Origin of the sequence: Sphingobium sp. YR768, assembly GCF_900111125.1 — a bacterium.
In the GTDB taxonomy this organism is placed as follows: Bacteria; Pseudomonadota; Alphaproteobacteria; order Sphingomonadales; family Sphingomonadaceae; genus Sphingobium.
Window position 1 is genome coordinate 68,575 of the sequence record NZ_FOGE01000007.1, and the last position, 25,301, is coordinate 93,875.

25 protein-coding genes and 1 pseudogene are annotated in these 25,301 nt (G+C 63.2%); 22 read left to right on the forward strand and 4 right to left on the reverse strand.

Annotated elements, in window-relative coordinates:
• Nucleotides 1-50 precede the first annotated feature (50 nt).
• Nucleotides 51-4,331: pseudogene (locus BMX92_RS10700) on the forward strand (strawberry notch-like NTP hydrolase domain-containing protein).
• A 73-nt stretch (nucleotides 4,332-4,404) separates the two neighbouring features.
• Here BMX92_RS10700 and BMX92_RS10705 read toward each other — a convergent pair.
• A complete protein-coding gene (locus tag BMX92_RS10705; protein ID WP_256213373.1) occupies nucleotides 4,405-5,349 on the reverse strand; it encodes a MucR family transcriptional regulator in 945 nt (314 codons plus the stop codon).
• 194 nt (nucleotides 5,350-5,543) lie between these two features.
• Between BMX92_RS10705 and BMX92_RS10710 the strand changes: the two genes are divergently transcribed.
• From BMX92_RS10710 to BMX92_RS10740, 8 genes are all read left to right on the forward strand, one after another.
• Entirely contained in the window at nucleotides 5,544-6,029 is a 486-nt protein-coding gene (locus tag BMX92_RS10710) for a hypothetical protein (RefSeq protein WP_093016227.1), read from the forward strand.
• Entirely contained in the window at nucleotides 6,022-6,621 is a 600-nt protein-coding gene (locus BMX92_RS10715; RefSeq protein ID WP_093016229.1) for a hypothetical protein, read from the forward strand. The genes BMX92_RS10710 and BMX92_RS10715 overlap by 8 nt, the downstream gene beginning before the upstream one ends.
• A gap of 106 nt (nucleotides 6,622-6,727) precedes the next feature.
• The gene (locus BMX92_RS10720; RefSeq protein ID WP_093016231.1) at nucleotides 6,728-7,432 is read left to right on the forward strand and encodes a hypothetical protein; all 705 of its coding nucleotides are present in this window, start codon (nucleotides 6,728-6,730) and stop codon (nucleotides 7,430-7,432) included.
• A gap of 145 nt (nucleotides 7,433-7,577) precedes the next feature.
• Nucleotides 7,578-8,396, forward strand: coding sequence for an N-6 DNA methylase (locus BMX92_RS10725; RefSeq protein WP_093016233.1), 819 nt, complete (start codon nucleotides 7,578-7,580; stop codon nucleotides 8,394-8,396).
• Nucleotides 8,397-8,425: 29 nt separating this feature from the next.
• Nucleotides 8,426-8,767 (forward strand): hypothetical protein, encoded by a 342-nt coding sequence (locus BMX92_RS10730; protein ID WP_093016235.1) that lies wholly within the window; start codon nucleotides 8,426-8,428, stop codon nucleotides 8,765-8,767.
• A 5-nt stretch (nucleotides 8,768-8,772) separates the two neighbouring features.
• Complete coding sequence (locus tag BMX92_RS10735) at nucleotides 8,773-9,504, forward strand: deazapurine DNA modification protein DpdA family protein (protein WP_371262307.1); 732 nt, start codon at nucleotides 8,773-8,775, stop codon at nucleotides 9,502-9,504.
• A gap of 39 nt (nucleotides 9,505-9,543) precedes the next feature.
• Nucleotides 9,544-9,804, forward strand: coding sequence for a hypothetical protein (locus tag BMX92_RS28385; protein WP_371262308.1), 261 nt, complete (start codon nucleotides 9,544-9,546; stop codon nucleotides 9,802-9,804).
• Nucleotides 9,805-9,821: 17 nt separating this feature from the next.
• Entirely contained in the window at nucleotides 9,822-10,106 is a 285-nt protein-coding gene (locus BMX92_RS10740) for a hypothetical protein (protein ID WP_256213374.1), read from the forward strand.
• 73 nt (nucleotides 10,107-10,179) lie between these two features.
• Here BMX92_RS10740 and BMX92_RS10745 read toward each other — a convergent pair whose 3' ends face one another.
• Nucleotides 10,180-10,452, reverse strand: a complete 273-nt coding sequence (locus BMX92_RS10745) for a hypothetical protein (protein WP_093016239.1) — start codon at nucleotides 10,450-10,452, stop codon at nucleotides 10,180-10,182.
• A gap of 76 nt (nucleotides 10,453-10,528) precedes the next feature.
• Nucleotides 10,529-12,220 carry an ABC transporter ATP-binding protein gene (locus tag BMX92_RS10750; protein WP_256213375.1) on the reverse strand — a complete coding sequence of 564 codons (1,692 nt, stop codon included), beginning with the start codon at nucleotides 12,218-12,220 and terminating at the stop codon, nucleotides 10,529-10,531.
• 227 nt (nucleotides 12,221-12,447) lie between these two features.
• On the opposite strand from BMX92_RS10750, the gene BMX92_RS10755 reads away from it, so the two are divergent.
• The 8 genes from BMX92_RS10755 to BMX92_RS10790 all read left to right on the forward strand — a co-directional run bounded on the left by BMX92_RS10755 (nucleotide 12,448) and on the right by BMX92_RS10790 (nucleotide 18,273).
• On the forward strand, nucleotides 12,448-13,644 hold the full coding sequence (locus tag BMX92_RS10755) for a DUF932 domain-containing protein (RefSeq protein WP_093016244.1): 1,197 nt from the start codon (nucleotides 12,448-12,450) through the stop codon (nucleotides 13,642-13,644).
• A gap of 86 nt (nucleotides 13,645-13,730) precedes the next feature.
• The gene (locus BMX92_RS10760) at nucleotides 13,731-13,943 is read left to right on the forward strand and encodes a hypothetical protein (RefSeq protein ID WP_093016246.1); all 213 of its coding nucleotides are present in this window, start codon (nucleotides 13,731-13,733) and stop codon (nucleotides 13,941-13,943) included.
• 86 nt (nucleotides 13,944-14,029) lie between these two features.
• Nucleotides 14,030-14,497, forward strand: a complete 468-nt coding sequence (locus BMX92_RS10765) for a hypothetical protein (protein ID WP_093016248.1) — start codon at nucleotides 14,030-14,032, stop codon at nucleotides 14,495-14,497.
• A gap of 136 nt (nucleotides 14,498-14,633) precedes the next feature.
• A complete protein-coding gene (locus BMX92_RS10770) occupies nucleotides 14,634-15,752 on the forward strand; it encodes a hypothetical protein (protein ID WP_256213376.1) in 1,119 nt (372 codons plus the stop codon).
• A gap of 52 nt (nucleotides 15,753-15,804) precedes the next feature.
• On the forward strand, nucleotides 15,805-16,239 hold the full coding sequence (locus tag BMX92_RS10775) for a DUF4262 domain-containing protein (RefSeq protein ID WP_093016252.1): 435 nt from the start codon (nucleotides 15,805-15,807) through the stop codon (nucleotides 16,237-16,239).
• A gap of 25 nt (nucleotides 16,240-16,264) precedes the next feature.
• Nucleotides 16,265-16,576, forward strand: coding sequence for a hypothetical protein (locus BMX92_RS10780; RefSeq protein WP_256213377.1), 312 nt, complete (start codon nucleotides 16,265-16,267; stop codon nucleotides 16,574-16,576).
• 137 nt (nucleotides 16,577-16,713) lie between these two features.
• The gene (locus tag BMX92_RS10785) at nucleotides 16,714-17,175 is read left to right on the forward strand and encodes a hypothetical protein (protein WP_093016254.1); all 462 of its coding nucleotides are present in this window, start codon (nucleotides 16,714-16,716) and stop codon (nucleotides 17,173-17,175) included.
• 15 nt (nucleotides 17,176-17,190) lie between these two features.
• Nucleotides 17,191-18,273 carry a DUF5983 family protein gene (locus BMX92_RS10790; RefSeq protein WP_093016256.1) on the forward strand — a complete coding sequence of 361 codons (1,083 nt, stop codon included), beginning with the start codon at nucleotides 17,191-17,193 and terminating at the stop codon, nucleotides 18,271-18,273.
• Between the two features lie 21 nt (nucleotides 18,274-18,294).
• On the opposite strand, the gene BMX92_RS10795 is transcribed toward BMX92_RS10790, so the two are convergent.
• The gene (locus BMX92_RS10795; RefSeq protein ID WP_218145759.1) at nucleotides 18,295-19,887 is read right to left on the reverse strand and encodes a DUF6880 family protein; all 1,593 of its coding nucleotides are present in this window, start codon (nucleotides 19,885-19,887) and stop codon (nucleotides 18,295-18,297) included.
• A 228-nt stretch (nucleotides 19,888-20,115) separates the two neighbouring features.
• Here BMX92_RS10795 and BMX92_RS10805 point away from each other — a divergent pair, with 228 nt between their 5' ends.
• From BMX92_RS10805 to BMX92_RS10825, 5 genes are read left to right on the forward strand one after another with little or no spacing between them, the layout of a single operon-like run.
• A complete protein-coding gene (locus BMX92_RS10805) occupies nucleotides 20,116-20,958 on the forward strand; it encodes a hypothetical protein (RefSeq protein WP_093016260.1) in 843 nt (280 codons plus the stop codon).
• A 60-nt stretch (nucleotides 20,959-21,018) separates the two neighbouring features.
• Nucleotides 21,019-22,221 carry an ATP-binding protein gene (locus tag BMX92_RS10810; RefSeq protein ID WP_093016262.1) on the forward strand — a complete coding sequence of 401 codons (1,203 nt, stop codon included), beginning with the start codon at nucleotides 21,019-21,021 and terminating at the stop codon, nucleotides 22,219-22,221.
• A 10-nt stretch (nucleotides 22,222-22,231) separates the two neighbouring features.
• Nucleotides 22,232-23,515, forward strand: a complete 1,284-nt coding sequence (locus BMX92_RS10815; protein WP_093016264.1) for a hypothetical protein — start codon at nucleotides 22,232-22,234, stop codon at nucleotides 23,513-23,515.
• 39 nt (nucleotides 23,516-23,554) lie between these two features.
• The gene (locus tag BMX92_RS10820; protein WP_093016266.1) at nucleotides 23,555-23,761 is read left to right on the forward strand and encodes a hypothetical protein; all 207 of its coding nucleotides are present in this window, start codon (nucleotides 23,555-23,557) and stop codon (nucleotides 23,759-23,761) included.
• Nucleotides 23,758-24,672 (forward strand): hypothetical protein, encoded by a 915-nt coding sequence (locus tag BMX92_RS10825; RefSeq protein ID WP_093016268.1) that lies wholly within the window; start codon nucleotides 23,758-23,760, stop codon nucleotides 24,670-24,672. Before BMX92_RS10820 ends, BMX92_RS10825 begins: the two co-directional genes overlap by 4 nt.
• The last annotated feature ends 629 nt before the right edge of the window (nucleotides 24,673-25,301 follow it).

Consider the following 25,301-nt stretch of genomic DNA (forward strand, 5'->3'; position numbering starts at 1 on the left):
GAGAGCGGGAAGGGGACAGGAGGATTGTCCGGTTATCCCAAGAGGTGCCCATGAACTTGCCCCAGCTTGCCCTATCGCAGACCCGAGACAGCGCTGCATGCCTGTCCGACGTCGCCCGCACTCTTTGCCACCGCCTGCGCAACGGTGCTGCCGTCAGTCGCCAGGGCCTCAAGCGATTGATGACCGAGGCTTTCGGCGACGACGATGCCGGCGGCCTATGGTCGATGCGCGACGCCTATGACGCATTGGAAACCGCGCAGGTCCTGCTTTTTGCCGATCCGGAGAACCCGCTCCTGGGCGGCACGCCGGCCGACATTTTCGAACGCCTGCGGCAGTTCGAGCGCGGCTTGCCAACCCAGACCTACCGTTCGGAAAAGCAGGTCGATCTCCAGCAGTTCAGCACGCCGATCACCCTGGCCTGGCTCGTGGCCATGGCGGCGCGCTGCGGACCGGACGATATGCTGCTTGAACCCTCGGCCGGCACCGGCATGCTGGCGGTCCACGGCCTGCGGGCGGGCGCGCATCTGCTTCTCAACGAACATGATCCGGCCCGCGCCGACCTCCTGTCCCACAATCTCGGCCAGATCGTCACGCGCCATGATGGCGAACATATCCATGATCTGCTGATCAGCGAGCGGCAGCCGACGCTGGTGCTGATCAACCCGCCCTTCAGCCGCAGCAACGGACGCGGGATCGACCGCCATGCCGGCGCGCGCCATCTGCGCGCGGCTCTGGCCTCTCTCGCGCCGGGCGGGCGATGCGTCGCCATCATGCCGACCAGCTTCTCACCCGAGGGCTCGGCAGCACTTGGCTATAATGCCGTCGCCGAACTTGTGCCGCCCCGTGTCGAACTTACCATTTCGGGCAGTCCCTACGCCAGGCATGGCACGGGGATCGATATAAGGTTGCTGGTCTTCGACAAGGGATGGACCGGCACGCCCGAGCGCCATTTCGCCAGTGATATCGACGCTGCGCTGCGCCTCGTGCTTGCCATGCCCGATCGGCTCGATCCCATGGAGCCGCCGCCGCTCGCCCCGCCGCCGGCCGTCGCTACGCCCCGTTCACTTGTCCCGGCCGCCCCATCGCCCGCCATGCTCTTCGCGCGCATGAATGGCCAAAGGCTTGCGCCACCCTCACGGATCGCCGCCACGGCGGATGAGGCGTGACCGATCAGCTATGCCGCACACCAGACGCCGCTTGCGCCTGGCGAGACCGTGGGCATTTATTCCACCTGGCGCCTCGCGCGCATTGCCATCGAAAATGCCTCCCGGCATCCCGACGACCTGGTTGAATCCATCGCCATGGCTTCGGTGTCGCTTCCGGTGCCGCGCTACCAGCCCATGCTCCAGGACCGGGCGATCAGGGCCCTGTCGGAGGCGCAACTCGAAACCATCATCTATGCGGGCGAAGCGCATGAGCGCGATCTTGCGGGGCGCTTCTCGGCCAATCTTGCGGGCGATCGGCTGATCGAGGACAGGGACGGCCAACTTTATCGTACCGGCTTCTTCATCGCCGATGGCACCGGCGTCGGCAAGGGCCGCGAGGCGGCGGGCATCATTCTCGACCAGTGGAACCGCTGCCATCGTCGCGCGATCTGGATTTCCATGGCCGACCTCATCGAGGACGCACGGCGCGACTGGACGGCATTGGGCGGTCTCGCCATCGATATCCAGCCGATCGCAAATTTCCCTCTCGGTAAACCGATCACGATGGAAAGCGGCATCGTCTTCCTGACCTATGCCGCCCTGCGCTCCGCCCGCCACGACGCTGCATCGCGCCTGCAGCAATTGCTGGACTGGACCGGCGAGGACTTTGCCGGCGTGATCGTCTTCGACGAATCCCATGCCATGGCCCATGCCGGCGGAACGGAAACGGATTTCGGGAAGGCGCAGGGGTCGGAACAGGGGCTGGCGGGCGTTCGGTTGCAAAATGCCCTGCCACGAGCCCGCATCCTCTATATGTCCGCCACCGGCGCGGCCAGGCCCGAGAACCTCTCCTATGCCGTGCGGCTCGGCCTGTGGGTCCCCGGCACGGCCTTTGCCACGCGCGACATGTTCATGAAGGCGATGGAGGAGGGGGGCATTGCGGCGCTTGAGGTCGTTTGCCGGGACCTCAAGGCGATGGGGCTCTATACCGCCCGGGCCCTGAGCTTCGCAGGCGTCGAATATGAGCCGCTCGAACATGTGCTGACGCCGGACCAGATTGCAATCTACGACGCCTATGCAGACAGCTGGGCGATCATTCACCGCGGGCTTGGCGAAGTGCTGGCTGAGATCGGCATCGTCGACCGGATATCGGGCAAGACGCAGAATGCGCGGGCGCGCGGTTCGGCGCTAAGCGCCTTTGAGACTGCGAAGTTGAGGTTTTTTTCCAGCCTTCTCGTGAGCCTGAAAATGCCGTCGCTCATCAAGGCGATCGAACAGGAACTGGCGTCGGACAACGCCGTGCTGGTGCAACTCGCGAGCACGGGGGAGGCCATCATGGATCGCCGGCTCTCCGAACTCTCCGCCGAGCAACGGGCAATGATGGATATCCAGGTTTCGCCCAAAGAGACCCTTGTAGACTATTTGAAGAATGCCTTTCCCATCCGCCAGATGCGGGTCTTTCGTGCCGACGATGGCGCCGTGCGCGCCGAACCGATGACCGATGCCGACGGTAATCCGGTGCTGTGCCGGCAGGCGATCGCTGCTCGCGACGCACTGATCGAGGATCTGTGCGCGCTCCCCGCCATCCCCACCGCGCTGGACGCCCTGATCGCTCATTTCGGAACCGATCGCGTCGCCGAGATCACCGGGCGCTCGCGGCGCATCGTGACCGATGTCACTGGAAAGCAGAAAGTCGAGAGGCGGGGCGCGCGCGCCAACGTCCTCGAAGTCCAGGCCTTCCAGAATGGAAGCAAGCCGATCGCCGCCTTTTCGCTCGCGGGAAGCACCGGCCGGTCCATGCATTCCGATCGGAACTGCCCGACCGCGCACCGTCGGCGCGCGCATTTTCTTCTCGAACTGGGCTTCCGCATCCTCTCAGCCGTACAGGGCTTCGGGCGCAGTCATCGCACCAATCAGATGACCGCGCCTGTCTATCGCCCGCTAACCACCGATTGCCGTGGCGAGCGCCGCTTCCTCAGCACCATCATCCGCGGTCTCGAAGCATTGGGCGCCTTGACGAGGGGGCAGCGCCAGACCGGATCGCAGAATCTCTTCGATCCATCCGACAATCTGGAGTCGGACTATGCACGCGACGCACTCACGCAATGGTTCCATCTCCTCTACGAGGGCAAGCTGCGCAGTGTTTCTCTCGAGGCCTTTCAGGAGATGACGGGTCTTGAACTGTGCGGCGAGGGCGGGGAACTGCTCGAGCGCCTGCCTCCCATCCATCGCTGGCTCAACCGCATCCTGGCGCTGCGGATCGCCACCCAGAATAGTATATTCGAGGAGTTTCTGGGACTGGTCGAGGATCGCGTCGAAGCGGCCCGCACGGCGGGCACGCTGGATCTGGGTATCGAGACCATCCGCGCCGACCGCATGGACCTCTTGTCCGATCAACTCCTGCGCACCGATCCCGTGACCGGCGCCGAGACGAGATTATTGCGCCTCGAGCTGCACCGGCGGCCGCCGGTCACCAACTGGGCCATGCTTCAGCTCGAGTGCAAGGATGCGGACGATATCGCCTGGCTTCGCAATGCCCGCTCCGGCCGCGTGGCGCTTCGCGTGCCGACATGGCCGGGGCAGGATGAAGAGGGCAACTGGATCGAGCGATGCTATCTTCTTCGCCCCACCAGCCAGTCCCGCATGGAGGTTGCCGCCCTGTCGGCCAGCCACTGGAGCGAGATCGACCGCTATACGTTCCGGCACCTCTGGGAGCAGGAGGCGGCCGAAGCCGGCAAGAATCTTCTGGTCGAGACGATTACGCTCGCGACCGGTCTGCTATTGCCCGTCTGGAACAAACTGCCCGAAGATGATGTGCGCGTGTGGCGGATCGACAATGGCGCCGGCACATCGATCCTGGGACGTATCATCCATCCGGCCGCCATCGAACGGCTCGAAAGGGGATTCGGGCTCGATGGCGGCATTGCCCTTGGTCCTGAAGAAATCATCGCCGGCGCGCGGGCGGGCAGCGGCGTCCCAATCCCCGGACTTGGGCGGGCAAGGCTCGTAAGCGTTCACGTCAACGACAGTCCCCGGCTCGAGATCCGCGACTATCGCCCCGAAGATCGGACCTGGCTGAAGGCTTGCGGCGCATTCAGCGAAGTCGTGCAATTCAAGACCAGATTGTTCCTACCGCCGGAGCGGGCACGTGATATCCTTGAAAGGATCATTGCCGAGCGCCGCTGATGCCGGCTTCTCCCAGTCGGTAGGCGGCAAGCGAAGTGCGGTCTGTATCTTTCCGCACTTCGCGAAAAGATCATCATTCCGCCTGTGCCGGCGCCTCCGACATGGGCTCATCCTGCTTGGCCCCTGCAGCGCGGCGCCGGGGCGCCTTCGGCTTCGTGGATGGAACTGCCTCTGCGGCTGTGGCTTTCGCAGGCCCCTTCTTTCTGAAGGCTGGCTTTGCAGGTTCCGCCGCAGCCGGCACGGCCGCAGCTTCCTCCGCGGGCGCTGGCGTCGGGGACTTCGCCTTCGCCGGCGCCTTCTTCACAGGCGGCTTCTTCACAGGGGATTTCTTCGCGGCGCCTTTCCTGGCCACAGGCTTTGCCTTCGCAGTGGCCGCTTCGACCTGCGCAGGCGCAGCTACCGGCTCCGGCGTCGGTTTGGGTGCCGCAGTTCCGGCCTCATCACCCAGCTTGGCAACAGCAGCCCTGACACGAGGGCGGCGGGATTTTTTCTCAGGGGCGGGTACGGACGCCACTTCGGCCACGGGCGCGACCTCCGGCACGGCCGCCGTAGCACCTTGGGATTCCGCCTCAGCCACAGGCGCTGCTTCGACTAGTGGCGCCTCGGTCGCCGACTTTACGCCAATACGCCTTCCAAGCCCAAGCTGCTGGGCGACGGCGCGTCGATGCTCCGAATAGGCCGGCGCGATCATCGGATAATCCTTGGGAAGATTATAGCGTTCGCGATATTCCGCCGGGGTCAGTCCGTTTGTCGCCAGGTGCCGCTTCAGCGTCTTGTACGGCTTGCCATCGAGCATGCTGATGATGTGCTCACGCGAACCCAGGCTTTTGCGGATCGATACAGCCGGAACATATTCAGGCGCTGTCGGCGTCTCTACTATTGCTTTCCGTTCCAGGGCGTCACGGGTCGCTTCGATGATCCTGGCAATATCGCCTGCCGGCACCTGATTGTTCGAGAAGTAGGCGCTTAATAACTGCACCGTCATGGCGGTGAAATCGGGCTGCTCGGTGTCGGCCACGGTAAACTCCCTGAACTGGAAGGCCATGAATGGCGGTGATTGTGGAGAACAAATTGGGGCAGACAGCTAAACGGGAATGCGCCGCTCATGCAAGCGCCCTGTGCATCGCACTCGCATGGGTCCGAAAACGGGAAGGGGAGGAAGAGGGGAAGATCAGGGCCGATTGAAGGTCTTGTTTCCAGGAAAGGCGAACCATGGCCGACCGCGTATCTGCCCACATCATGATCGGGGGCATGCTTTCCCGCTCCGCATATGCCGGGCTCATCCAAGCTATCGAGAAGGATAATCCCGCTATCGATTGGGATGGAACACCCTTTAATTCTTCAGATATACCCATCGATACGCCCCTTGCCCTGATGGATCATGATGTCGCCAATGGTCGTTTCGAAGAGATCGAAGCTGTCTGTCGCCGCCATGGTCTTCACTATGTTCGCTGGTCCGGCGGCTATCCCGGCAGCTTCCCGTCTGTTCGGGTTCTCTACCTGGGCCATGGCGAACCAAAGCAAGTTCTGACAACCGAAGAGGACGAGCAAGTCTTCCCGATCGAACGCATCAGGGAACTGGGAAGCATCGAGGCGATCGAAGCGGGCTATCGGCTTGCTCGCACGAACCCGCCCCCGCTGGTCCTGGTCGAGGACGATCCGCGCGATCCCGCTGTTTCGGCGACGCTCCATGGCTGATCATCATGTCCAGGGATCCTTTACTTTCACTTGCACGGCGGCCGAAAGCGCCCTGATCGAGGAGGCGTGGCAGCACGCCGCCGACCTGCTGGCGGACTTCACGCCAGGCGAACCGAGCGCGGCGTTTCTGGCTGCCTTCATGCCGACGGACCTCGCCAATCCGTTCAACGGCCTGCTCGCGATCTTCGATGATCCCGCCTTTCCCGATTTCGGCGCGGAGATCCAGATTGAGGGCGGTGCAGAGTGTGTCGTCTCGATCTACGGAACCACGGACTTCCAGCCAGGTCCGATCGCCGAACTCATCCGCCATTGTTGCCAGGAGAGTTTGACGGCCAAACCGATGGGTTTCGACTGGAGCTATAGCTGCTCCCGTCCCCGTCGCGACAGCTTCGGGGGAGGATGGTGCGCGATATTCGCCGACCATGTCGAGTTCGAAACCACGCAGGAGCAGTTGGCGCGACGACTGGCCATATCCGCACCCATGCCAATGCGGGACCCGCCCGATCCATGGATCGACTACCCCGACCATCCGTCCGTCGACTGGGCAGCCGAGGTTCTGAATGGAGACACGCGTCTTGGCTATCTCGACTGAGCGCTCGCTCGCGCTGACGCAGGCGACAACGCCCACGCCCTGACTGCACCGCTGCCGGCCTGACCGGCCCACTCCCCGAATTTTCTCGAAGCACAAGGACATTATCATGACCGACGCCATCGCGCCGGGCGCATCCGCGCGCCTGTATAGCCAGACCGAACATGATGAACGCGGGAACTTCCATTATGAAGGCGACCTCTATCTTGCCGGTGAAGCGCTGCCGCCGCTTGCCTCGCGGATCGAACGCCATCTGGCCGAGCATTTCGCCACAACCACCTTCGCGATCCGCACCGAGAAATTCCCCGGGGGGCGCAAGGTCATCGCGGAGATTATCGATACCCCGACCGACCTGACCGGCCGCGACGCGCAGAACGCCTTCATCGTCGAGATACGCGATCAGATGGAACGGTTCGGATTCACGAGGACGAATCCGCTGCAAGATTTCTGGTCATGCAGTTTCTATTGCGACGTGCGCATAGGCCAGGCCTATTGGGCGGCGTTGGCAAAGCGCCAGGGTAACCGCAATCCGGTCGATACGGTGATATCGTTGGCGGCGTTCAAGAAGCGGATCAAGGGGGGTGACCAGTTGAAACTGATCGACGCGCCGGCCGGTCATCGCCTGCTTGGGACGACCCGCGAGATCACGAAGGTGCGCTCCGGCGATCTGATCCTCGAAGGACGCTCCTATCTCACCTTTCCGCGGGCATCGGCTTTTGCCTGTGACGGCCGTCTGATCCGGATCGCCATCGGCTCGGAATATGGTCCGGATGATCACTTGCTGTACGAGTGGATTCGCCGGCAGGCCGCCTGACCAGGGCCATATTGTCCCCGCCTGCGCCTCGTACTTCGCGCGAAATCCAGGTGCTCGCAAAGGCGTCTCGCAGAAGATCCCGCTGAAGCGGGCCCATCCGTCCATGCGCGACCGAACCTGTCTCATCACTGATCCGGAGGCTCCGATGCATGAGCCCTATCTCAAGGCGATGGCAGCGCTGCTTCGCCGCAGCCAGCCGCGCCACGATCTCTACACCGCTTTCGGTCACTGCATGGAGGCGATGGCGCTCGCCATAGCCAATAGCGTCGATCTGCGCCAACGCGAGCCGCGCGAGGCTCGCTATCTCGACATTGTCAGCCGCTACCGGCCAGATGTGCTCGATCTGTTTCCGCGAGTCCTCGCCGAACTGGTGCAGGCTCTCGAAGTCGGTCCAGGCGACGTGCTGGGCGCCCTGTTTCACGACCTCGAGCTTCACAACAAAGCGAGGGGACAATTCTTCACGCCTTATACGCTCAGTCGATTCATGGCTCAGGTAACCATTGGCGATTTCGAAAGCGTGAAAGCGATCATCGGCGATCATGGCTTCGTGACCGCCATGAAGCCGGCGTGCGGCGCGGGGTCGATGGTCATCGCGCTCGCTGAGGCCATGCGCGATCTCGGCATAAACTATCAGCGCCATCTTCACGTCACCGCAATCGATATCGACCCGCGCGCGATTCATATGGCCTATATCCAGCTCTCACTGCTGCATGTGCCGGCGCATCTCATGGTCGGAAATTCACTCTCGGGCGAGACAGCCGAGCATTGGTACACGCCGGCCCATATTCTGGGTGAGTGGAACGCCCGGCTCGCCTGTCGACGACGCCATGAGCCCACTGGCGAAACGCGTGTGCATGTTGTCGAAGCGCCACGCGCGCCAGTCCCGATGCGCCACCCGGTTTTACCCTTGTGCGAACCCCGCGCCTCGACGCCGGCCATGCCGCAACAGCTGACCCTTTTCTGACCCAGGATTTCACTTTGCTGGAGACTGGCATGTTCCATCATGTCCATATCACCGCGCTCAGCCGGAAGCCGGCGGGGATGACAGTCATAACGCTGGCCATCTGCGGACCGCGCGGTGGGACGCGCGCCGTCGAGGATATTTCGCTCGACGAAGCCGAGAAGATGGCGGCGCGGCTCCAGGCTGCGATCACTGCCGCGCGCGCCGGGCTCGACACGGATCCCGCCGACGCCTTCATCCAGGATGTCATCGCGCGGCTCGGCGACCCCGCTCTCGCTCTCGATCCCTCTTTCCGCCGATGGTGCGGCGCAAATCATGGCCTGCTCACCGCTCGCCAAGCCGCAGAGCGCTGGTGCCGCTGGCGCGTCGCTTGAGCCCCATGGCGATCGAGATCATCATAGGCCTGCCGCACCTGCGCGAGGGGCCGATATTGAACCGCGCCCGTGCCATGCAGGTGTCGACCCTCATCTCCGCGAATGCGCTGTCGCGCTGGAACCGCAGCAAGGGCTGGCCCGAGTGGCGGGGATGGCGCCTCGACCTGCTGAAAAATGCCGACGGATTGTCCAGCCTGTCACTGGACAGCGCCGGATTCGTGGCTTTATCCCATTATCGCGGATATCCATGGGCAACGGAAGAGTATCTCGATCTGGCCGCAAGCTATCCGTTTCGCTGGTTCGCCAGCATGGACTATTGCGTCGAACCCGAAATCGCGCCCGATCGCGAAGAGGTGCGTGACCGGATTTCGAGAACCATCCGGGTCAACCGCGATTGCTGGCGCGGCGCGCATGACCGCGGCATTGCCCATCGCTTCATGCCCGTAATGCAGGGCAGGGTTGCGAGCGACTATGAATTTTGCATCGATGCGCTTGGCGACATCATCGATGCCGTGCCTCTGATCGGGATCGGCTCGATGTGCCGCAGGCCCGTCGGCGGCAGTGACGGCGTGATCGCCATTTTCGAGCACATCGACCGTATTCTGGGCGAAGGGACAATGGTGCATGGTTTCGGCATCAAGGGCACGGTCTTGAGCAAGCTGCGCGGGCTCGAACATCGCATCCAGACAGTCGACAGCCAGGCATTCGGAATTGCCAGCAGGATCGAGGCGCGCTAGCGCGGCATCTCCAAGACCGATGCCTTCGTCGCCGATCATATGGAAAGATGGGCCCGCCGCCAATATGCGCGGTCCACCCATGCTCTCGCGCCCACACAGGGCGAGCTGCCGCTCGGACCCGATGACCGCCCGCCACGCGATCAGTGGAAGAGGGCGATCGCACAGGCCCGTGCCGAGATCCGGGCGCTGATCGAGGACGGGCAGCTTTCGCACGACGAAATTTCCGACGCCTGGATCGCGCAGTGGGCGGCCGATCTCTTTCAGACCGAACCGCCTGTGTCCTCGGCAAGCTCTCCTTGATCCGCCACGGTGAAAGCATGAAACGCATCCTGCCCGGTCTATACGCGGGGAACGAGGTCAGGGCCGAGCGCCATCATCGCGGCTGGGCCTTCCAGATGAAGTGCGGCCAGCTCGGTCGCCAACTCTGGTTTGAATATTCTCCGCACGGACTGTGGACCGCCATCGGCACCTGGCGCACCCTGGACACCGGTCTCTGGGTTGCCTCTCGCCTCCGCGCCGGAACGCATTTCTGGGATGAAAGCTGCCAGACCGCTCGCCTATATGGCGAAGACGTCTATTCCATTCTGCGCGATGAGGTGTGACGCGAGCAGGTGAACCACCGTTCAGCAAAAGCTGAGGCGCGTCCCCACATCACCCCCAGCGACGCATTTGCGGTCAAATCCCAAGCGCAATATCCGCAGGAATCGAACCCTTCCGACCTACCAGCCTTGCCCCGAAATCATCCTCGAGCGCTACTTTGGCAAGTGCATATTCGACGAGATCGGTTGTCGAAGCGAAACCGCTTTGCATCTTGGCACGATCGATGAGTTCGCGCGGCACGCGCACGCTGAGCTTGCTGTTCGCGCCGGACAGCAAGCCTGCCGCTTTTGCGGCGGCCATGACCGCTTCATGTCGCTGGGACCGATTATCTTTGTGCTTTACCGGCATCGGGAACCCCTTCCATTGAACATATACGCCAATGTGCAAAGCTTGGGAAACCTTGCCGGGATGCTGTCATCCAACCTCACTCTTGCAACCCATGCCAGAGAGCCGGGTAGGGCGCGCATCGCTGCATCAACTCCGCATGCGTTCCGCTGCCAACCAGTTTCCCTCCTTGCATGAAGAGAACCTGGTCGGCGCCCTTCGCTGTCGCCAAGCGATGGGTGATCATGACGAGCGTCGTCGCGCTATGGGTCCTGCGCCGCAGCCTTGCGATCGCATCTGCTTCGCTGCGCGGATCGAGCGCCGACGTGCTTTCATCCAGTATCAGGACCGGTACGTCGACCCCCGCCAACCGGGCAAGCTCCAGCTTCTGGATCTGGCCTCCCGACAGGCGCTCGCCCTGTTCTCCCAATTCCATATCGAAGTCGATCGGTCTTCCAGGCTCGTGGAAGCGCCAGACATGAAGCAGTTCCTCGACGTCAGTGATCTGCTGGTTCGCCGGGGGATAGAGGATGTTCTCCCGCAGCGACCGGTTGAACAGACCGATGAACTGCGGTGCATAAAGAATATAGCGATGACGTTCTCCCCATGGGATCGTCGTAACATCGACCCCTGCAATCTCGACTTTTCCCGAGGCAGGCGCGAGCACGCCGGCCAGAATTTGTGCAAGCGTGGATTTGCCCGAACCATTCGGGCCAACAATCGCGACGAAGCGCCCTGATGCGATGTGCAGCGAAATCCCGGCGAGAGCGGGCAGGCCATCACCATAGCTGAAGCTCACGTTTTCGGCGGCGAGATCGGCATCGGCAAAGCGGCCGGGCTGCCGGCAACCCCGCTCGCCATCGACATTCGTCAATGCCAGCACATCGCGGATGTTGGCGATCGCGACGCCCGCCTGCGCCAGGATATAGCCCAGAGCGCTCAGCGGAACCGTCAGTCGAAAGGCGTAGGTTTGCAGCAGCACGAATTCGCCTGCCGTCATTCGGCCTTTGCCTACGTCGAGACCGGCCAGCATCAGCAGCGCCACAAGCCCGGCCCCGACAATACAGAATTGCAGCGACGCCATGACGGTCAGCGAACGATACATGCCGGAAGTGGCGTGCCGCCTGGCGCTCAAAGTCCTGCCTACATAGAGGAGTTCGCGATCGAGGGCGCCGTTGAGGATGACGCGGCGGGCATTGCGGACGATGTCGCCGATCGTGCGGGACACATGCGATGCAGCCGCATTGGTCGCATCGGCATGCACACGGTGGCGTGCCGCCCCCATCCAGGTCGCCCCGAGAAATCCTAAAAGCGTAAGCCCGAGGATCAGGACATAGCGCGGTTCGATCAGGCTGGCGATCACAGCGAGACTGGCGAGAGCCTGCAGAAACACGGGCCCCAGCCGCCAGATCAATCCTTCCACGACCAGCGTCAGGCTATAGGGCAATCGCTCCAGCATGCCGGGAACGCGTCCACTCCGGCTGTCGCGCGCCGCGGTGATTTGAGGCAGGGCGGCGGCAAGCGCATCGGTGGCGAGCCGTCGGCCCAGTGCATCGACCATAATCGCGGTGCAGGAAAGCCTGGCTGTTTCCAGGATGGAGGCGCCCGCCCAGCATCCCACGAACAGCAGGATGTACAATAACAATTGCACGGGCGATCCCACTGGTCCGGCCAGCGTGTCGATCAGCAGCTTGAGCGCATAGGGCCCGGCAACACCCATCGCGATCACAAGGGCTTCCAAGGCAAAAGCATCTATCAGGCTTCGCCTGGCGCCAAGGTCCGCCGACAGCATCAGCCGGACCAGCCGGACCAATATACCGAACGTGGTCACTGCAATGGCCTCCTGGCGATCGATGGATGAGCCAGAAGGAGGATTTGGAACGCGGCCTCTATCCTAGCGTCAAATCCGGGCGTTGCGAAGCCGGGATCGCGAGACGCCGGAAAGGGAAGGGAGGGGCGGGAATGTGACGGGAGACGTGGATCGTCCCGTCGTCCCTCACTCTCAAGGAGATGGTTCCCATGGCGACCCTTGCCCGCATGAACGAAGCGCCCCCCGTATCCGCCCCCTATCGCATCGATGTCTCGCGCGGCGGCCGCAGTGGCCGCGTGTCCTCGGAATGGTTCTCCAGGCCCGACGACGAGAAATTCCTCTCGCTCTCCAGCCTCTACGACAGCGTGCGAGCCCGCGCCGATCGCTCGACTACCCGGACCGTCGAAAGCCGCGCGATCCGTGTCGAGGCGAGAAGCGATAATCCCGAACGGCTCACGCTGATCGCACCGGGCGACGAGCGTCCGCTCACACCTACCAACTGGTCCTTCGGCCAGGTCGCGAGCCTCGTCGGTGCCCCGGCCTCCTATCTGCGCCAGCTGCCCGCGGCGCTCGCCGGTATCAATCTGCAGCACGGTCTTGTCACCCACAGAGGCGAACAGATCAAAATATTGCAGACCGACGATGGCCGAACAGAACTTCGGGCCGCGACCGGAAGTCAGTACGGCAGGGTGTACGACTGGGAACTCATAAAGGCCATCATGGCATTCGCTGGAGATGGTGTCGGGGACACACGGTGGAAGGTTCCTGGAACGATCGACTGGGGGAGCATGAGCTATAATCCCTATGTCGATATCAGCAAGGAGACGACCACACTCTACGCATCGGACAGGGATGTCTTCGTATTTCTTGTCGACGACACTCATCCAATCGAAGCGGGTAAACTGCCAAACGGCGATCCCGATCTCTATTTTCGCGGTTTTTATGCGTGGAATAGTGAGGTTGGCTCCAAGACACTGGGGATCGCGACTTTCTACTTGCGCGGCGTCTGCGCGAACAGATGCCTGTGGGGCGTCGAAAATTTCGAGGAAGTGAATATCCGGCACTCAAAGTTCGCCGGCGCCCGTTTCGCACACCAGGCCGCTCCCGCGCTCGAGCACTTCGCCAATTCCTCCCCGCTGCACTTCATCACCGGCATCAATGCCGCGCGCGAACGCATTGTCGCACGCAAGGACGAGGATCGCGATGCCTTCCTGCGCCGGCGCGGCTTCTCGAAAGCCGAGACGACGAAGATCATCCAGACGGTCCTTGCCGAGGAAGGGCACCCGCCCACGAGCGTCTATGATTTTGTGCAGGGCATCACCGCGGTGGCCCGCACCAGGCCGCATCAGGACAGCCGCCTCGAGCTCGAAGGCAAGGCCCGCAAGCTCCTCGAACAGGCGCTCTGACGTCGGGCCTCCGTCCGCTTCTTCCCTTTCCAGTCCGGCATCCTGGTCCCGCGCCAGGATGCCCTTTCTCATGAAAGGATGCCCTCATGCGTCCCCAAAAATCCGCTCTCTTCGAGGAATTTACCGTCGACGTCGCCTTTTTCAGCGGGGCCGACCCTTTCGCCACCGAGACATATCGGATTCCTGCCCCGACATGGTTCAGCGCACAGCAGCAGGCTCTGCATATGTCGGTGAACAGCGTCTACGACAATGCGCGCATTCCCGATCTGCGTCGCACCGCCACCGTCCGACCCGCCTGACGCTGGTCTGCGATCACGCGGGCCAAAGCCGGCCACTGCGCTGCCCCAATGCGTCGCAGTGCCCGGTCCCCACCAAGGAAATCATCATGCAGCAACCCGACGATCGCATGTGGCGTGCGCTGCTCGATTTCCGCGCGCGCCATGGCAGGCGTTGGAAGGACGCGCTCAATCTCAAATGGATGAACGGCGATGACGAGCGGGAGCCAGACAGCGCATCGCTTCGTATGATCCGCAACCAGTTCGGGCCATCCTGGCTATGGGACTTGCCGAAGCTTCGCCTCGACAACGCAGGGCGCCGCCTCGCCAATCTGGAAAAGCTTCCAGACATGTGCGCCTGCCCACATCCGGAAACCGGCGAGACCATCGTCATAAAACGCGGCGAGACCGGATATTGGCCGATGCCCTCGTTCATCGCGGTCGATGCGCTCAATGCGAGTTTCAACGCTACGCCTGCCGCGATCGCAGCCATGCAGGCCGGCGCCATGTTCGGATGGCACGTCCGGGCAGCCGATCCCGATCACTATGACGCGGCCGGCCGCAACTGCCATGACTGAAACCCCGACATTCTTCGATCCCGCCGATGCGCGATGCTGGATCACGCGGGGGCGCCCTGAGCATCATGCAGAGCAACTGGCTCGCGCATGGGCTGACTTCCCGGATCTTCCAAATGAGGCGCCAGCGCAGGACCGGATGGCCCGCATTCGTGAACGGGTTGCAGCGCTCCGTCCTCTCAACGACGCCATCCGCGAGGAAGGCGAACGCGAGAGGAAGAGCAGGAATTTCGCCTTCATCGAACGTCGCGTAGCCGCAGGCAGCGCCGACCCGCGCGATCATTTCATCTTGCAGGCCCGGACCCGCCATGGATATGACTGGGACGACGCCGTTCAATATGGGGACGGCACTATCGCGGCGCTTTCAGGCTGGGAGCCGCGCCGATCCTGCCGTACCCCGGGTGGCACGAACGCTGATCCTCTCAAGCGTGCCTACGCCCAGGGCTTTCGCGACGCGGGAGGCTGTTTCGACGACCCGTTCGATGCGGCAAGGCGTGCCTATGCCGCTGCGACCGCGATGCCGTGTGAAGCACGAAAGGCCCCGAACCAGCCGGTGTCCCGGCCGCCTCCGAGCAGTTGGCCTCTTCCCACCGACGCGCCGCGCCCCACGCGGTGGTCCAGGCGCCTGCTGATCGTAGGGGAGGCCATCGCGGCGGACACCGGTCTCGACCTTTCCGCCATGCTCCAGTCCCGCCCAGGTCACCAGGCGATGACAGCCATTCTGGCTCTTCCCGGACAGGGATTTCGCCTATGGAATAGTGTCTGCAACGCCGAAACGGCGCGTGCGCTCAGCCCATTGCCTGTCCTGCTCGCCGATATCGATCCTGATGATCTTCTGATTGTCGCGAATGGCGCGGATCTCGACTGGATCGACCATCATGCCGATCTGCTTCCGCTATGCCGCACCATGGAGAGAACGCGAAACTCCGTGATCCAGCAGCGCGGTCAGCTGCGCATGTGGCTCGACCGTGGGTTCGATGCCGGCGAAACCATGGCCGGCGGCCATATCTTCTGGACGAAGATCGCCCAGGGTCTCTCCGGTCGTCTTGGCGAATTCACGGTCCGCTATGCCGGTCCCGCCCAGCCGCGCGGCCATCATATCGTCGTAGAGCGCACAGGCGGAACCTCCGCAACAGGCTTCATGACGCCACGGGGCGAACCGCTCAAGCCTGAAGCGATCATCTCCAACAAGGCGCATTTGCGCAAACATATGGCGGCAATGCTGCGCCGCTTCGCCTCAGCGGTCCCGCACTACTGACCTGTCCCGAACGACGCGAGGCCGGCTCGCATCGCGAAACTGGAAACCCATCATGACCATCCCCACGACCAGCAGGACCCTCATTCAAGCCAACATCGACAGGGCGGGCCGGCATATCTTCGCAATCTTCCCCGACGCCGACACGCCGGGCTTCGCCTACACGATCGGCAACGCCCGCCTTGGCCTGCCCGAACTGCTGATCATCGGTAATTTCGCGCCGATCCTGATGGCATCGGTTCTCAACGAAGTCGGTCGACGCATGCGCCAGACGGAGCAGGTGCCCGACAGGGACATCGATATCGGCGGCGCCTTCCCGATCCGTCCGCGCCTTGCCGGGGCGACGGCACGCAGCGCATTCACTATCCAGGTTGGGCGCTTTCTTGGTCATGAGGAATATGCCGTCGTCCAGCTCCTCCTGCCCGATCCGATGGGCCTGTATCCGGGAGAGGCGGGATGCGACCCTCGTTACGACGTTCCCCGCCCATAATGTCCTACCCTTGAGGAACGCGGCCATGCGCCCGAATGCGACAGTGCCATACACAGAAGCAGGCCAGCAAAACCCGTTGTCCCTGATCGTCAGGCAAGCCGGATATCCGGACATCATCGTGGAAACGCTAGAAGACGCATCCCAGCGCTATTGCGAACGCCGCGACCAGACTGGTCTTGGCGCCAGTACCTTCCCGGATGCCACCCTCATCCGCGAGGACATCGTCGTCGGTCGCATCAGCTACAATGGCCGTATCTGGCATCCCATCCCGTGGCGACCGGGCGACAGGCCCATCTATGACAACGCAGCTTGTCGTGGTGACCAGCCAGAGCGCTGACATCCGTTTCAGTCCAATCCGGCCCATTTTTGCAGGACATACAGACCGCCTTCACGACCGGGCACCGGAGCGAAGGGGGGAGGGGGCCTGTGTGAAACCGCGAGCAGCATTGCGCACGCATATAAAGGAAATGCCCGATGGATATGATCACCTGCAGGACCCGCGTCAGCGGGCAGGCTCCGCTTTACAGCTATCGGGTTCTCGTCCCGCTGGACCAGCTTGCTCCCCACCGTCGGCATCGTGTCGTCATTCTTCATGTCCCCACACCGGCGGGCCGGTTTCCCTGCACCCGGCTCGCCGACGTGCTGGCGTCAGGACGCTGGTTCGAGCGCTATCTCGCCATGCATTGCGGTCTGGCCGCGCGGCTCAACCTCGTGTCACGCCGTGTCGAGGCCATCATCCTGCATGCCATTTTCCCTGCAATGACCGCGCGTCTCGTTCCGCCGATGCTTCTCCTGGAGCATGAGCCTGGCGAGGCCCGCCATCGCATCTCCGGCATCGATCTCAATGCTGCCTTCGATAGCCTTGCACCCAGGATCGAAACGCTGATCTCCACCGATCTCGACCTTTGTCGCAACGATCACCGCCGCGCAGCCTGAAGCAGGATTGAGCCCATGACCCGCTATGCCCCCTTCCATCTCGAAATCGCTGCCTGCCTGTGGGAGGCGGTTTTGACCTTGCGTGACCGGCCTGCCGCCGATCCCGATGCGCTCGAACGCGCCCTGGCCATCCGCAAGACGTTCGACAGGCTTGGGGCAGAGACCCTGCGTCCCATCATACTCAACTGGACCGCTACGGTCGAACGGGCATGGCAGCAGCTTGATGATGATTGTCCTTTCGGTCTCGACTGGGCCTATATCGGCCGATGGCTGGCCGAAAGCGTCGACTGGTCCCATCCGCACCACCCGGTCCTGCGTTCCGATGCGGCCGGACAGAACGCTGCACAGGCTTGGGTAACGAGCATCGGGAAAGAGCCATCGTCGGGACCGACAATTATCGCCAGCCGCGAGGATCATCTCGCCCTGCTGGCGCGGGCACGCTCGGCCATCGAGTATCCTGATTGCCTCGCAAACCCTGCGCGCAGCGAACTGATTACGGCAATCCGCAGTGCCGAAGACCACATCGAGCGATCGCCCTTGCCCTGGCCGGTCCAGCTTCATGCCGCCGCTATCGAGCACCGCTACGGCACCAATATCCATGCCGCGATCGATGAGGCCACGCTGGACGCGGAAATCGCCGCCTGGTGCCGGGAGTGGTGGAAAGAAACTGGCGACGAGCGGGATCCCGCCACGCTGGACAATGAGACTGTGATCGCCGTCTATTTCGACGGGCATCCGTCGGACGGATGCGCCAAAGACCTACTCCAGGTCACGCCGCCGCTTCTCCACACAAGCCTCGCTTCGAAATCGGTGGAAACCGGGCGCTATTGCGTGCTCTCGACCGCGCATCTGACGGTCCAGACCGCCGGCCTTCTCGATGGCTGGGCGTCCTGGCCGCCGACCGAGCGGCCGATCGACATCGCCGCCTCCGTCTATGGCTGGTTCGTGCCCACCCGTTCGCTCGACGAAGCGCGCCAGGCGCAACTGCCGGCAGACCTGCTGCGCCTGATGGCGTTCGGTCGAAGCCGGGGCTTCCAGTTCCTGCTCCTCGATTGCGACGGTGACCGCTCGGATGATCTGCCGGCCCACGACTGGTAATCTTTGCCGGGCATCATGCCGTCAGGTTGGAATCTGGCTCCAAAAGCCGATTTTGCGCCCATGGCTACGGCGCAGAAGATCAATCCAGTCGATATGGCGCATGATATCTGCTCCGGCATCAATGCCGTCCGCGAGCTTGCCGGCAGCGACGAAATCCTGCAGCGCATAAGCATAATATTTCGACGCGCCACGATCGAGCACGCCAGTGACCAGCTGCCGGTAGAGCAGGGTCGCGCCGACCGGATCGCTACACGAGAGAGCCTCGGCACAGGGGCGCAGGATCTCATAGGCCCGCCCATCCAGGTGATCGATACGAGCTCGGACCAGCTGGCCGGCGCGCTTCAGATCCGGCCACTCCACGAGAAAGGCGAGGGCGGGGACGCCGGGATCGAACGCCATTGCCTGATCGAGCGCCTGCTGCTCCGCGTCGAAATCCTCAAAATCCGGCAGGTTCTTGAGCCAGTCGCGCAGCGCCTGGCTGTCCAGCCAGCGATCGAAGATCGCCTTGCGCTGCGCCTGCGCGTCTTCCCTGCGACCCAGGGCGCAGAGGGCCTGCAACTTCAGGTCGGCAAGCTCGCGCTCGTTATGCCCGCGCTCGGTCGGCGCTTCGATCCAGCCGAGTGCTTCTTCGCAGCGTCCATGTGCGATCAGCCGTTCGGCCACTTTCGCATTGAGCAGCGCGTTTCGTCGATCAGGATCGACAGTGGCGATGTAGGCGTCAACATCATCATCCAGGTCGGCGAGTTTGGGGAGGAGCCACCCGGCCGTATAGTCGAAACGCCTCCGCTGCGCATCGGGCAGCGATGCCTGCCGCTCCAGCAGCATATGTCGAAGCGCCGCCCGGCCCTCTTTGCCCAGCGCAGGCGAAGCGGCTTCCGGCAACTCGTCGAACACGCCATAGCCGTCACTCTCGATCAGCGTCAGAATGTCGCCTGCCAGTATGTTGGGTTCCGGGGCGCCCGCGCGGCACCAGAGTTTCCCCAGATCCTCGCCGCCCTGCCGGAACACATCGCCGAGCGCACCGCTGCTGTCATCTGCGCGTTCGAATACAGGTTCGGCGAGGCTGAGAAAAAGGCGCATCAACTCGATGGCCTCCTGCGGCGAGGTTTCGGCAAGTGGCCCCGCTATGCCGGCGCGCAACTGGTCGAGTTCCTGGGCGAGCGGCCGCACCTTGTCCCACTCGATAAAACTGCGCGAGCGGCGGATGGTCTTCAGGCGCTTGCCGATCTCATGTGCCAATGCGCCGCTGTCATCCCTGGCCGCCATCTCCATCCGCGCGGCACGCGCGAAAATGGGATCGGTCTCGGCCTGGTTCAGCACAAGCCGCGCCAGCCGGGCAACGCCCAGGCTCTCCAGATTTTCGAGCGTCAGCTTGGATGAACTGCGCGTAGCCCTAGCGCGCGACGCCATCAACCGGCGTCTTTCCCTGCGGCGCTTCCGCCAGCGATCAGAGGCATCAGCATGGCGTGGAGCGAGTCTTCCGCACGCGCTCGACGTGAAGCATCTGTGGAAGCAAGATCGCGGCGTATCCAGTCGGGCAAGCGGCGAAGCAGGTCGTTCAGTTTCGAATCCGAAAAATAGGCATGCCCGCTTCTTTGCCGCAGCATCGGCCATCTGAAAACCGGAACATGCATCTGCCCACCATGCAATCCGACCGGAGGGGAGGGGGCGGAAGCGAGAGTGCATCGGGACGGCTCGAGAGGAGGATCGCCATGTGGTTGGATGCCGGGTGTGTTGGGACGGCGGCAAACGGCAATCGGTGTTCGATGCCGCCGTCGACGCCGGCGGTGTCAGTCAGGCCTCGCTTGCCGCGATGCGCCTTGGAACTATGGAGAACAATGCATGGCCATTCCATCCGGCGTAGCCGGCGACATCGTCACCCATGTCGCGCTCAGCAGCCTCGAACGCTCAGGCTTGCAGGTCGCCCTATTCGATCCCGCAGCCATATCGTCGATCCGGGGCGGGGCGCAGCTCAACCTCATCGATACTGACGATAGCGGCACGCTCAAACATGTCGTTGCCCTAAGCGATTATCCTGACGCGCTCTGGCGCGCGGTGGCGCCCGCCCTTGTCGAAGCTCCGGCTCCCGCGTCTGCACCGGTCACGCTTGCCAATCTCTACGCGTCCCGCGCCGTTCCCGATCCGCAGCGCCATGCCTGCTTCATCGCGCTGACACCCGCCGAACTGGAAGCGGCGCTCGAGGCCGACTATCCCGATGCGCTGGACCGGCGCAACGCCATCGGCGCGCGCATCCATTGCATGCATCAGTTGCGCTGGTTCAACGATATCGTCGCCTTCCTGCCACCCGGCGCGCTGTCGCAAACCGGATGGCAGGCGGCCGCTCAGCAGATCGACCAGCCCGAAGGACCTTGCTGGGCGCCGGAGCTCCTGCTGCGCCGCCGCTCGCTGTTCCACGATCCGAAACTGGACCGCGCGTCTGCACTGATCCGGGAAATCGAGGCATCGCTGTGGATATCATGCGAGGCGCCTTTCGGAGCAGGGCAGGATTTCGACGCCTATCGAGCCGGCCTGTTCAGCCAGGTGATGGCCGACGCCTGCGCGCTGGGAATCCTCCACGATGACGACGATCGCCAGTTCGCTGTCGTGACCGATGCCCTGGAAGCGGCCGGTCATGACTGGCGCAATGCTGGACCCTTCATTCTTCCGGCAGCGATCGCCGCCTGAATTCCCCTCCAAACTCAACGCGAACGACCGCCTTTGGCGGCCGGTGAAGGAGTATGCCAGATGACCATTCCCATCAGCAATTTCACACGCAACGCCCGCGTCCCGCTCGGCCATTGCTCGACCGGCCCCCTGGAACTGGATCTCGGCAAACTGATGTCGGGCCGCTGCCTCATCCAGGGATCATCGGGCGCGGGCAAAAGCCAGACGTTGCGCCGGATCATCGAGGAAGCCTTCGATTATCTGACGACCATCATCGTAGACCCGGAGGGAGAGTTCACCAATCTCGCCGCGCATATCGGCGCCACGACGGTTGTCGCACGCGACTATGCCAATGACGGTCTTACCGCCCTTGCGCTGCGCACACGCCAGCACCGCATTGCGCTGCACCTTGATCTCACCGATCTTGAACCCGATCACCGGATCGAGAAGGCCGCCGCCTTTTTCGCAGGGCTCCTCTCCGCCCAACGCGAACATTGGGCGCATACGGTGCTGGTTTGCATCGACGAAGCCCATCTGCTCGCACCGCATATGGCAGCGTCCGCTCGCGGCGCGGAAACGCGCCGCCTGGGCGTCGCCACGCTGACTGACATGTGCGCACGGGGCCGCAAGCGCGGCATCGGCACGATCATCGCCACGCAGCGCCTCGCGAAACTCGCCAGTTCGGTGGTCTCGGAACTGCATAATCATCTGATCGGCCTCAATGTCTTCGACCGCGATGTGGCCCGCGCCGCCGACCTGCTCGGGTTCGGCAGCGATCAGGCAGCGTTGCTACGCCTACTTCCACCCGGCGAGTTCTTCGCCTTCGGTCCCGCGCTGGCCGCCACGCCCGTCCTCGCGAAAATCGATCCGACGATCACACCGCATATCGGCCGCACGCCCGATCTCGTGGCGGCCGCCGACCTCGGCCCGGACGAGAGCCGCACTCTGCTCGACCTTGAAAATCTGCGCGAGGTCGCGCCGGCCAGGACCAGCCATGCCGCGATGCGGGGGCAGCGTGCGCTCGACGCCTTTCTGCTCGACCCTGCCGCTCCCGCCGCCGCGCGCATTGTCGGGGCCTTGGGCAACATAGCGCCCAACGCCACCACGGCCGACGATCTGGCGCGCCATCTCGCGCTTGCCGCCAACGATGTGGACGCCGGACTGGATCTGCTCGCTGCCATCGGTGCGTCCGACACGATGCCGCGGGGGGATACGCGTATTGCGCGCCTGTCGGCCCGGTTGCGCCTGCGCGTGGTCGATACACCCGTCGTCGGCCTGGTCTGAGGCACGCATCATGACCCAGAACAGCTTCGATCTCGACGCCGATCTCGTCGAACTGACCCCCTTTGTCCCCGAAGCGGAAGCCGTTCCAAACGCGCCGCTCTCCGAACTGGCTTTCCGGGCGGACGCATGGCTCCCCGATGAGACGAGCCGCCTGCGCGCGGCATTTGCCGAAGATCGAACCATCGACGAGATCGCCGCCATGCTCGGCAGGCCCCGGGCAGGTGTCGCCACGCGTATCCATGACCTTGGCCTGCGCCGTAACTCCCGGCGGTCCTGGAGCGACTGGGACGACGAGGAAATGGCACGCTGCTACGCACATGTCCCGACGGCAACGCTGGCTGCCCGGCTTGGCCGGGGCGTGAGCGCCCTTTATGCCCGCGCACGCCTGCTGGGCCTGTCCGAGCCCGGGTCCCCACCCTATAGCGGATGGGAGGATGCGCAACTTCGCGCCGGCTACGAACAGGGCGTTCCCGTCGCGCAGATTTCGAGTCTCATCGGGCGGCCGCTAAGCGGTGTCATCGCGCGCGCATCGGTGCTGGGCCTGCGTCATGCCTGCCAGCCGGACGACTGGACCGACGCGGAAATGACGCGGGCGCTCACGCTCGCCGCCACGGGCGCGCGCTATATGGCCATTGCCCGGATGCTGGCCCACGAAGGCTTTCCCGAGCGCAACAGCCGCAGCCTGGGGCAGCGCCTGCGCCTGCTCGGCTATGGACGGGGCTGGGGACGTGCGTGGATCGCGGAAGAGGATGATCTCCTCCGCCATGCCTATGCGACAGGCGCCAGTCTCACGCCGCTGCGGGAAAGGCTGGGCCGTTCGTCCCATTCCATCCGATGGCGCGCCGAAGCGCTGAAGCTTCGCGGCACGCATGTCCGCCGTGACGGATTTCGGCAGGGGCCGATCTGGACCGCTGAGGATGAAGCGCGTCTGTGCGCCGATTATGGCAAAATCCCGACGCGCGAGATCGCCAAGGCATTGGGGCGCGGGCTTCGCGCCGTGCTCTACCGCGCCAATCATCTGGGCCTCGTCCACGGGTTCATGCGCCCGTTCAGCGATGATGAAGACCGGGCTATCCGCAACGCCTGGACCCATGGCGTTTCGATGGTCGATGTCGCACAGGCGCTCGGCCGCGATCCGGCGGTGATCGGCAAGCATGCGGCGCGCATCGGCTACCGGTTCAATGATCCGGCAAGGCCAAGCCGGGGACCGCGAACACGCCGGGCAAGCCGCGCGCCGGTGACGCTGGAAAGTCTCCTCGCTCTCGATCCACCCGATCTGCCGATTGCGGCCTGATCGATTTCCATTCCCGGTCAGCTCCTTTCGGAGGTTCCCATGGCTCTGCCAGTCCCGCCCGCCTGTCTCTCACCGCTCAGAAGCCAGTTATCCTCCTTCGATCGCGCCTATCGCATTGCGCTGAACCTGCGGCGCGCCACCGGCGTTCCTCATTATGTCGTGCACGGCATCGCGCCTTTCCAGGCCTATCGCGTCACGACCCGTCCGCCGCCATGGCCCGACCGTTGGCTGGCGATGGTCGCATGAGCGCGGGCAGGCGTGCGCCCGTCGTCGCGGCATGGGGCGCGGGCACCAATTCGACCGCGATGATCATCGAACTCGTGCGGCGCGGCGAAATCCCCGAGATGACGTTGCTGGCGGCGATGCCCGAGCAGCCGCATACGCGCAGGCTTATCCCGATATTTCGCCAGTGGATGGACGATCATGGTGTGCCCAATGAGATCGTCGAATATCAGGCACGTTTCTTCAAGCATTGGCCGCCTTATGGGTCGCTGCTCGAGGCCTGTTTGACCAACGGCACTTTGCCTTCGATTGCATTCGGGCTTCACAGTTGCAGTGCGCGTCATAAAATCAGCCCACAGGACAAATGGGTCAAGGCCTGGCCGCCGGCACAACATGCCTGGGCGCATGGCGAGAAGGTCATCCGCCTCATTGGCTACGATTGCTCGGCACGCGACAACCAGCGCTATGCTCATCGCGTGGGGCATGTCGATCCGCTGTTCCAATACCGATATCCCTTGCGAGAATGGGGTTTTACTCGAGAGGATTGCGAGCGCATTATTTTCGATGAAGGCCTACCAACCTTCTATAAAAGCTCATGTTTTTTCTGCACGGCGATGCAGCAGGAGGAGGTCAAGGCGCTGACGCGCGAAGAGTTGCGCCTTATCGTTCTTCTCGAAGCCCGCGCTGCTCCGCGGTTGAAAACCATTGAGGGACTTTGGCGCAAGTCGACGCGGAAAAGGCCGGGATCGATGACGGCCTTCATCCGGAGCGAGCAACTGCTCGATGAACATGAGATCGATCATATAATCGCGTCGGCGCCGCTTGACCTTCTGGATTTTCAGCGGAGCGCAGCGGCGGTTTCGCCGGAGATGAGGCCGCATATGCGGGAATGGCTGGACCGCTTCAATGCAGGTCTCGGTCATTGGGTAGAATGACGGCCAAGATTTACCTCGCTCGGCATTCACGATGTCGTTGCCGACGGAAAAGTCCACATTCTTGATGCGTCGCAGCATAAGCTTGCAAGGCACAGGCATTGTGATAACCTTCCTCCAGACATCCTGAAACCTGCCCACCACAGCTCCCAACCTGTGGTGGGCCGTTTCTGCATGTTGGCGATCGGTGACGACAAGAACGCCCATATTCCTGACCTCAGCCGTGTCGCGCCCTAACTCGACGCGTTCCTGATACGCCGGCGTCGAACTGCTTCGAGCTGTGGAGTGACGGTCGTGCAGAGCACCGAGCAGGCGCATCGAGTGCCTTGCCCTTCGCAACCGCAACATGCATCATATCGATGGTTGCGGAGATCTGGTCACCCCTGTGACTTGATAACCCAGCCCGCAGCACTTGCGCACCCGGGGGGCAGTCTAGGGTTCCAACGTCGTCTGGGCCGCGGCAGCGCAGGAAAGCCCGCCATTCCCATCCCGTTTCCGCCTTGCCAGCCTCAGACAATGGTGAAGCGACTTCTCCCAGCCGGTTCTTCAAAAGATTCCCGCTGCTCCCGGTCGGCTATCCATGCGGCTCCTTCAGTTTGGGCTGGTCGTGCACCGAATAGCTTTGGTGGAGG

Bases quoted from the DNA above. Each gene is read 5' to 3' on its own strand.
- BMX92_RS10710 (WP_093016227.1), top strand. From the start codon at position 5,544: ATGGCCGACCGCGTATCTGCCCACATCATGATCGGGGGCATGCTTTCC.
- BMX92_RS10715 (WP_093016229.1), top strand. From the start codon at position 6,022: ATGGCTGATCATCATGTCCAGGGATCCTTTACTTTCACTTGCACGGCG.
- BMX92_RS10720 (WP_093016231.1), top strand. From the start codon at position 6,728: ATGACCGACGCCATCGCGCCGGGCGCATCCGCGCGCCTGTATAGCCAG.
- BMX92_RS10725 (WP_093016233.1), top strand. From the start codon at position 7,578: ATGCATGAGCCCTATCTCAAGGCGATGGCAGCGCTGCTTCGCCGCAGC.
- BMX92_RS10730 (WP_093016235.1), top strand. From the start codon at position 8,426: ATGTTCCATCATGTCCATATCACCGCGCTCAGCCGGAAGCCGGCGGGG.
- BMX92_RS10735 (WP_371262307.1), top strand. From the start codon at position 8,773: ATGGCGATCGAGATCATCATAGGCCTGCCGCACCTGCGCGAGGGGCCG.
- BMX92_RS28385 (WP_371262308.1), top strand. From the start codon at position 9,544: ATGGAAAGATGGGCCCGCCGCCAATATGCGCGGTCCACCCATGCTCTC.
- BMX92_RS10740 (WP_256213374.1), top strand. From the start codon at position 9,822: ATGAAACGCATCCTGCCCGGTCTATACGCGGGGAACGAGGTCAGGGCC.
- BMX92_RS10745 (WP_093016239.1), bottom strand. From the start codon at position 10,452: ATGCCGGTAAAGCACAAAGATAATCGGTCCCAGCGACATGAAGCGGTC.
- BMX92_RS10750 (WP_256213375.1), bottom strand. From the start codon at position 12,220: ATGCTGTCGGCGGACCTTGGCGCCAGGCGAAGCCTGATAGATGCTTTT.
- BMX92_RS10755 (WP_093016244.1), top strand. From the start codon at position 12,448: ATGGCGACCCTTGCCCGCATGAACGAAGCGCCCCCCGTATCCGCCCCC.
- BMX92_RS10760 (WP_093016246.1), top strand. From the start codon at position 13,731: ATGCGTCCCCAAAAATCCGCTCTCTTCGAGGAATTTACCGTCGACGTC.
- BMX92_RS10765 (WP_093016248.1), top strand. From the start codon at position 14,030: ATGCAGCAACCCGACGATCGCATGTGGCGTGCGCTGCTCGATTTCCGC.
- BMX92_RS10770 (WP_256213376.1), top strand. From the start codon at position 14,634: ATGGCCCGCATTCGTGAACGGGTTGCAGCGCTCCGTCCTCTCAACGAC.
- BMX92_RS10775 (WP_093016252.1), top strand. From the start codon at position 15,805: ATGACCATCCCCACGACCAGCAGGACCCTCATTCAAGCCAACATCGAC.
- BMX92_RS10780 (WP_256213377.1), top strand. From the start codon at position 16,265: ATGCGCCCGAATGCGACAGTGCCATACACAGAAGCAGGCCAGCAAAAC.
- BMX92_RS10785 (WP_093016254.1), top strand. From the start codon at position 16,714: ATGGATATGATCACCTGCAGGACCCGCGTCAGCGGGCAGGCTCCGCTT.
- BMX92_RS10790 (WP_093016256.1), top strand. From the start codon at position 17,191: ATGACCCGCTATGCCCCCTTCCATCTCGAAATCGCTGCCTGCCTGTGG.
- BMX92_RS10795 (WP_218145759.1), bottom strand. From the start codon at position 19,887: ATGGCCGATGCTGCGGCAAAGAAGCGGGCATGCCTATTTTTCGGATTC.
- BMX92_RS10805 (WP_093016260.1), top strand. From the start codon at position 20,116: ATGGCCATTCCATCCGGCGTAGCCGGCGACATCGTCACCCATGTCGCG.
- BMX92_RS10810 (WP_093016262.1), top strand. From the start codon at position 21,019: ATGACCATTCCCATCAGCAATTTCACACGCAACGCCCGCGTCCCGCTC.
- BMX92_RS10815 (WP_093016264.1), top strand. From the start codon at position 22,232: ATGACCCAGAACAGCTTCGATCTCGACGCCGATCTCGTCGAACTGACC.
- BMX92_RS10820 (WP_093016266.1), top strand. From the start codon at position 23,555: ATGGCTCTGCCAGTCCCGCCCGCCTGTCTCTCACCGCTCAGAAGCCAG.
- BMX92_RS10825 (WP_093016268.1), top strand. From the start codon at position 23,758: ATGAGCGCGGGCAGGCGTGCGCCCGTCGTCGCGGCATGGGGCGCGGGC.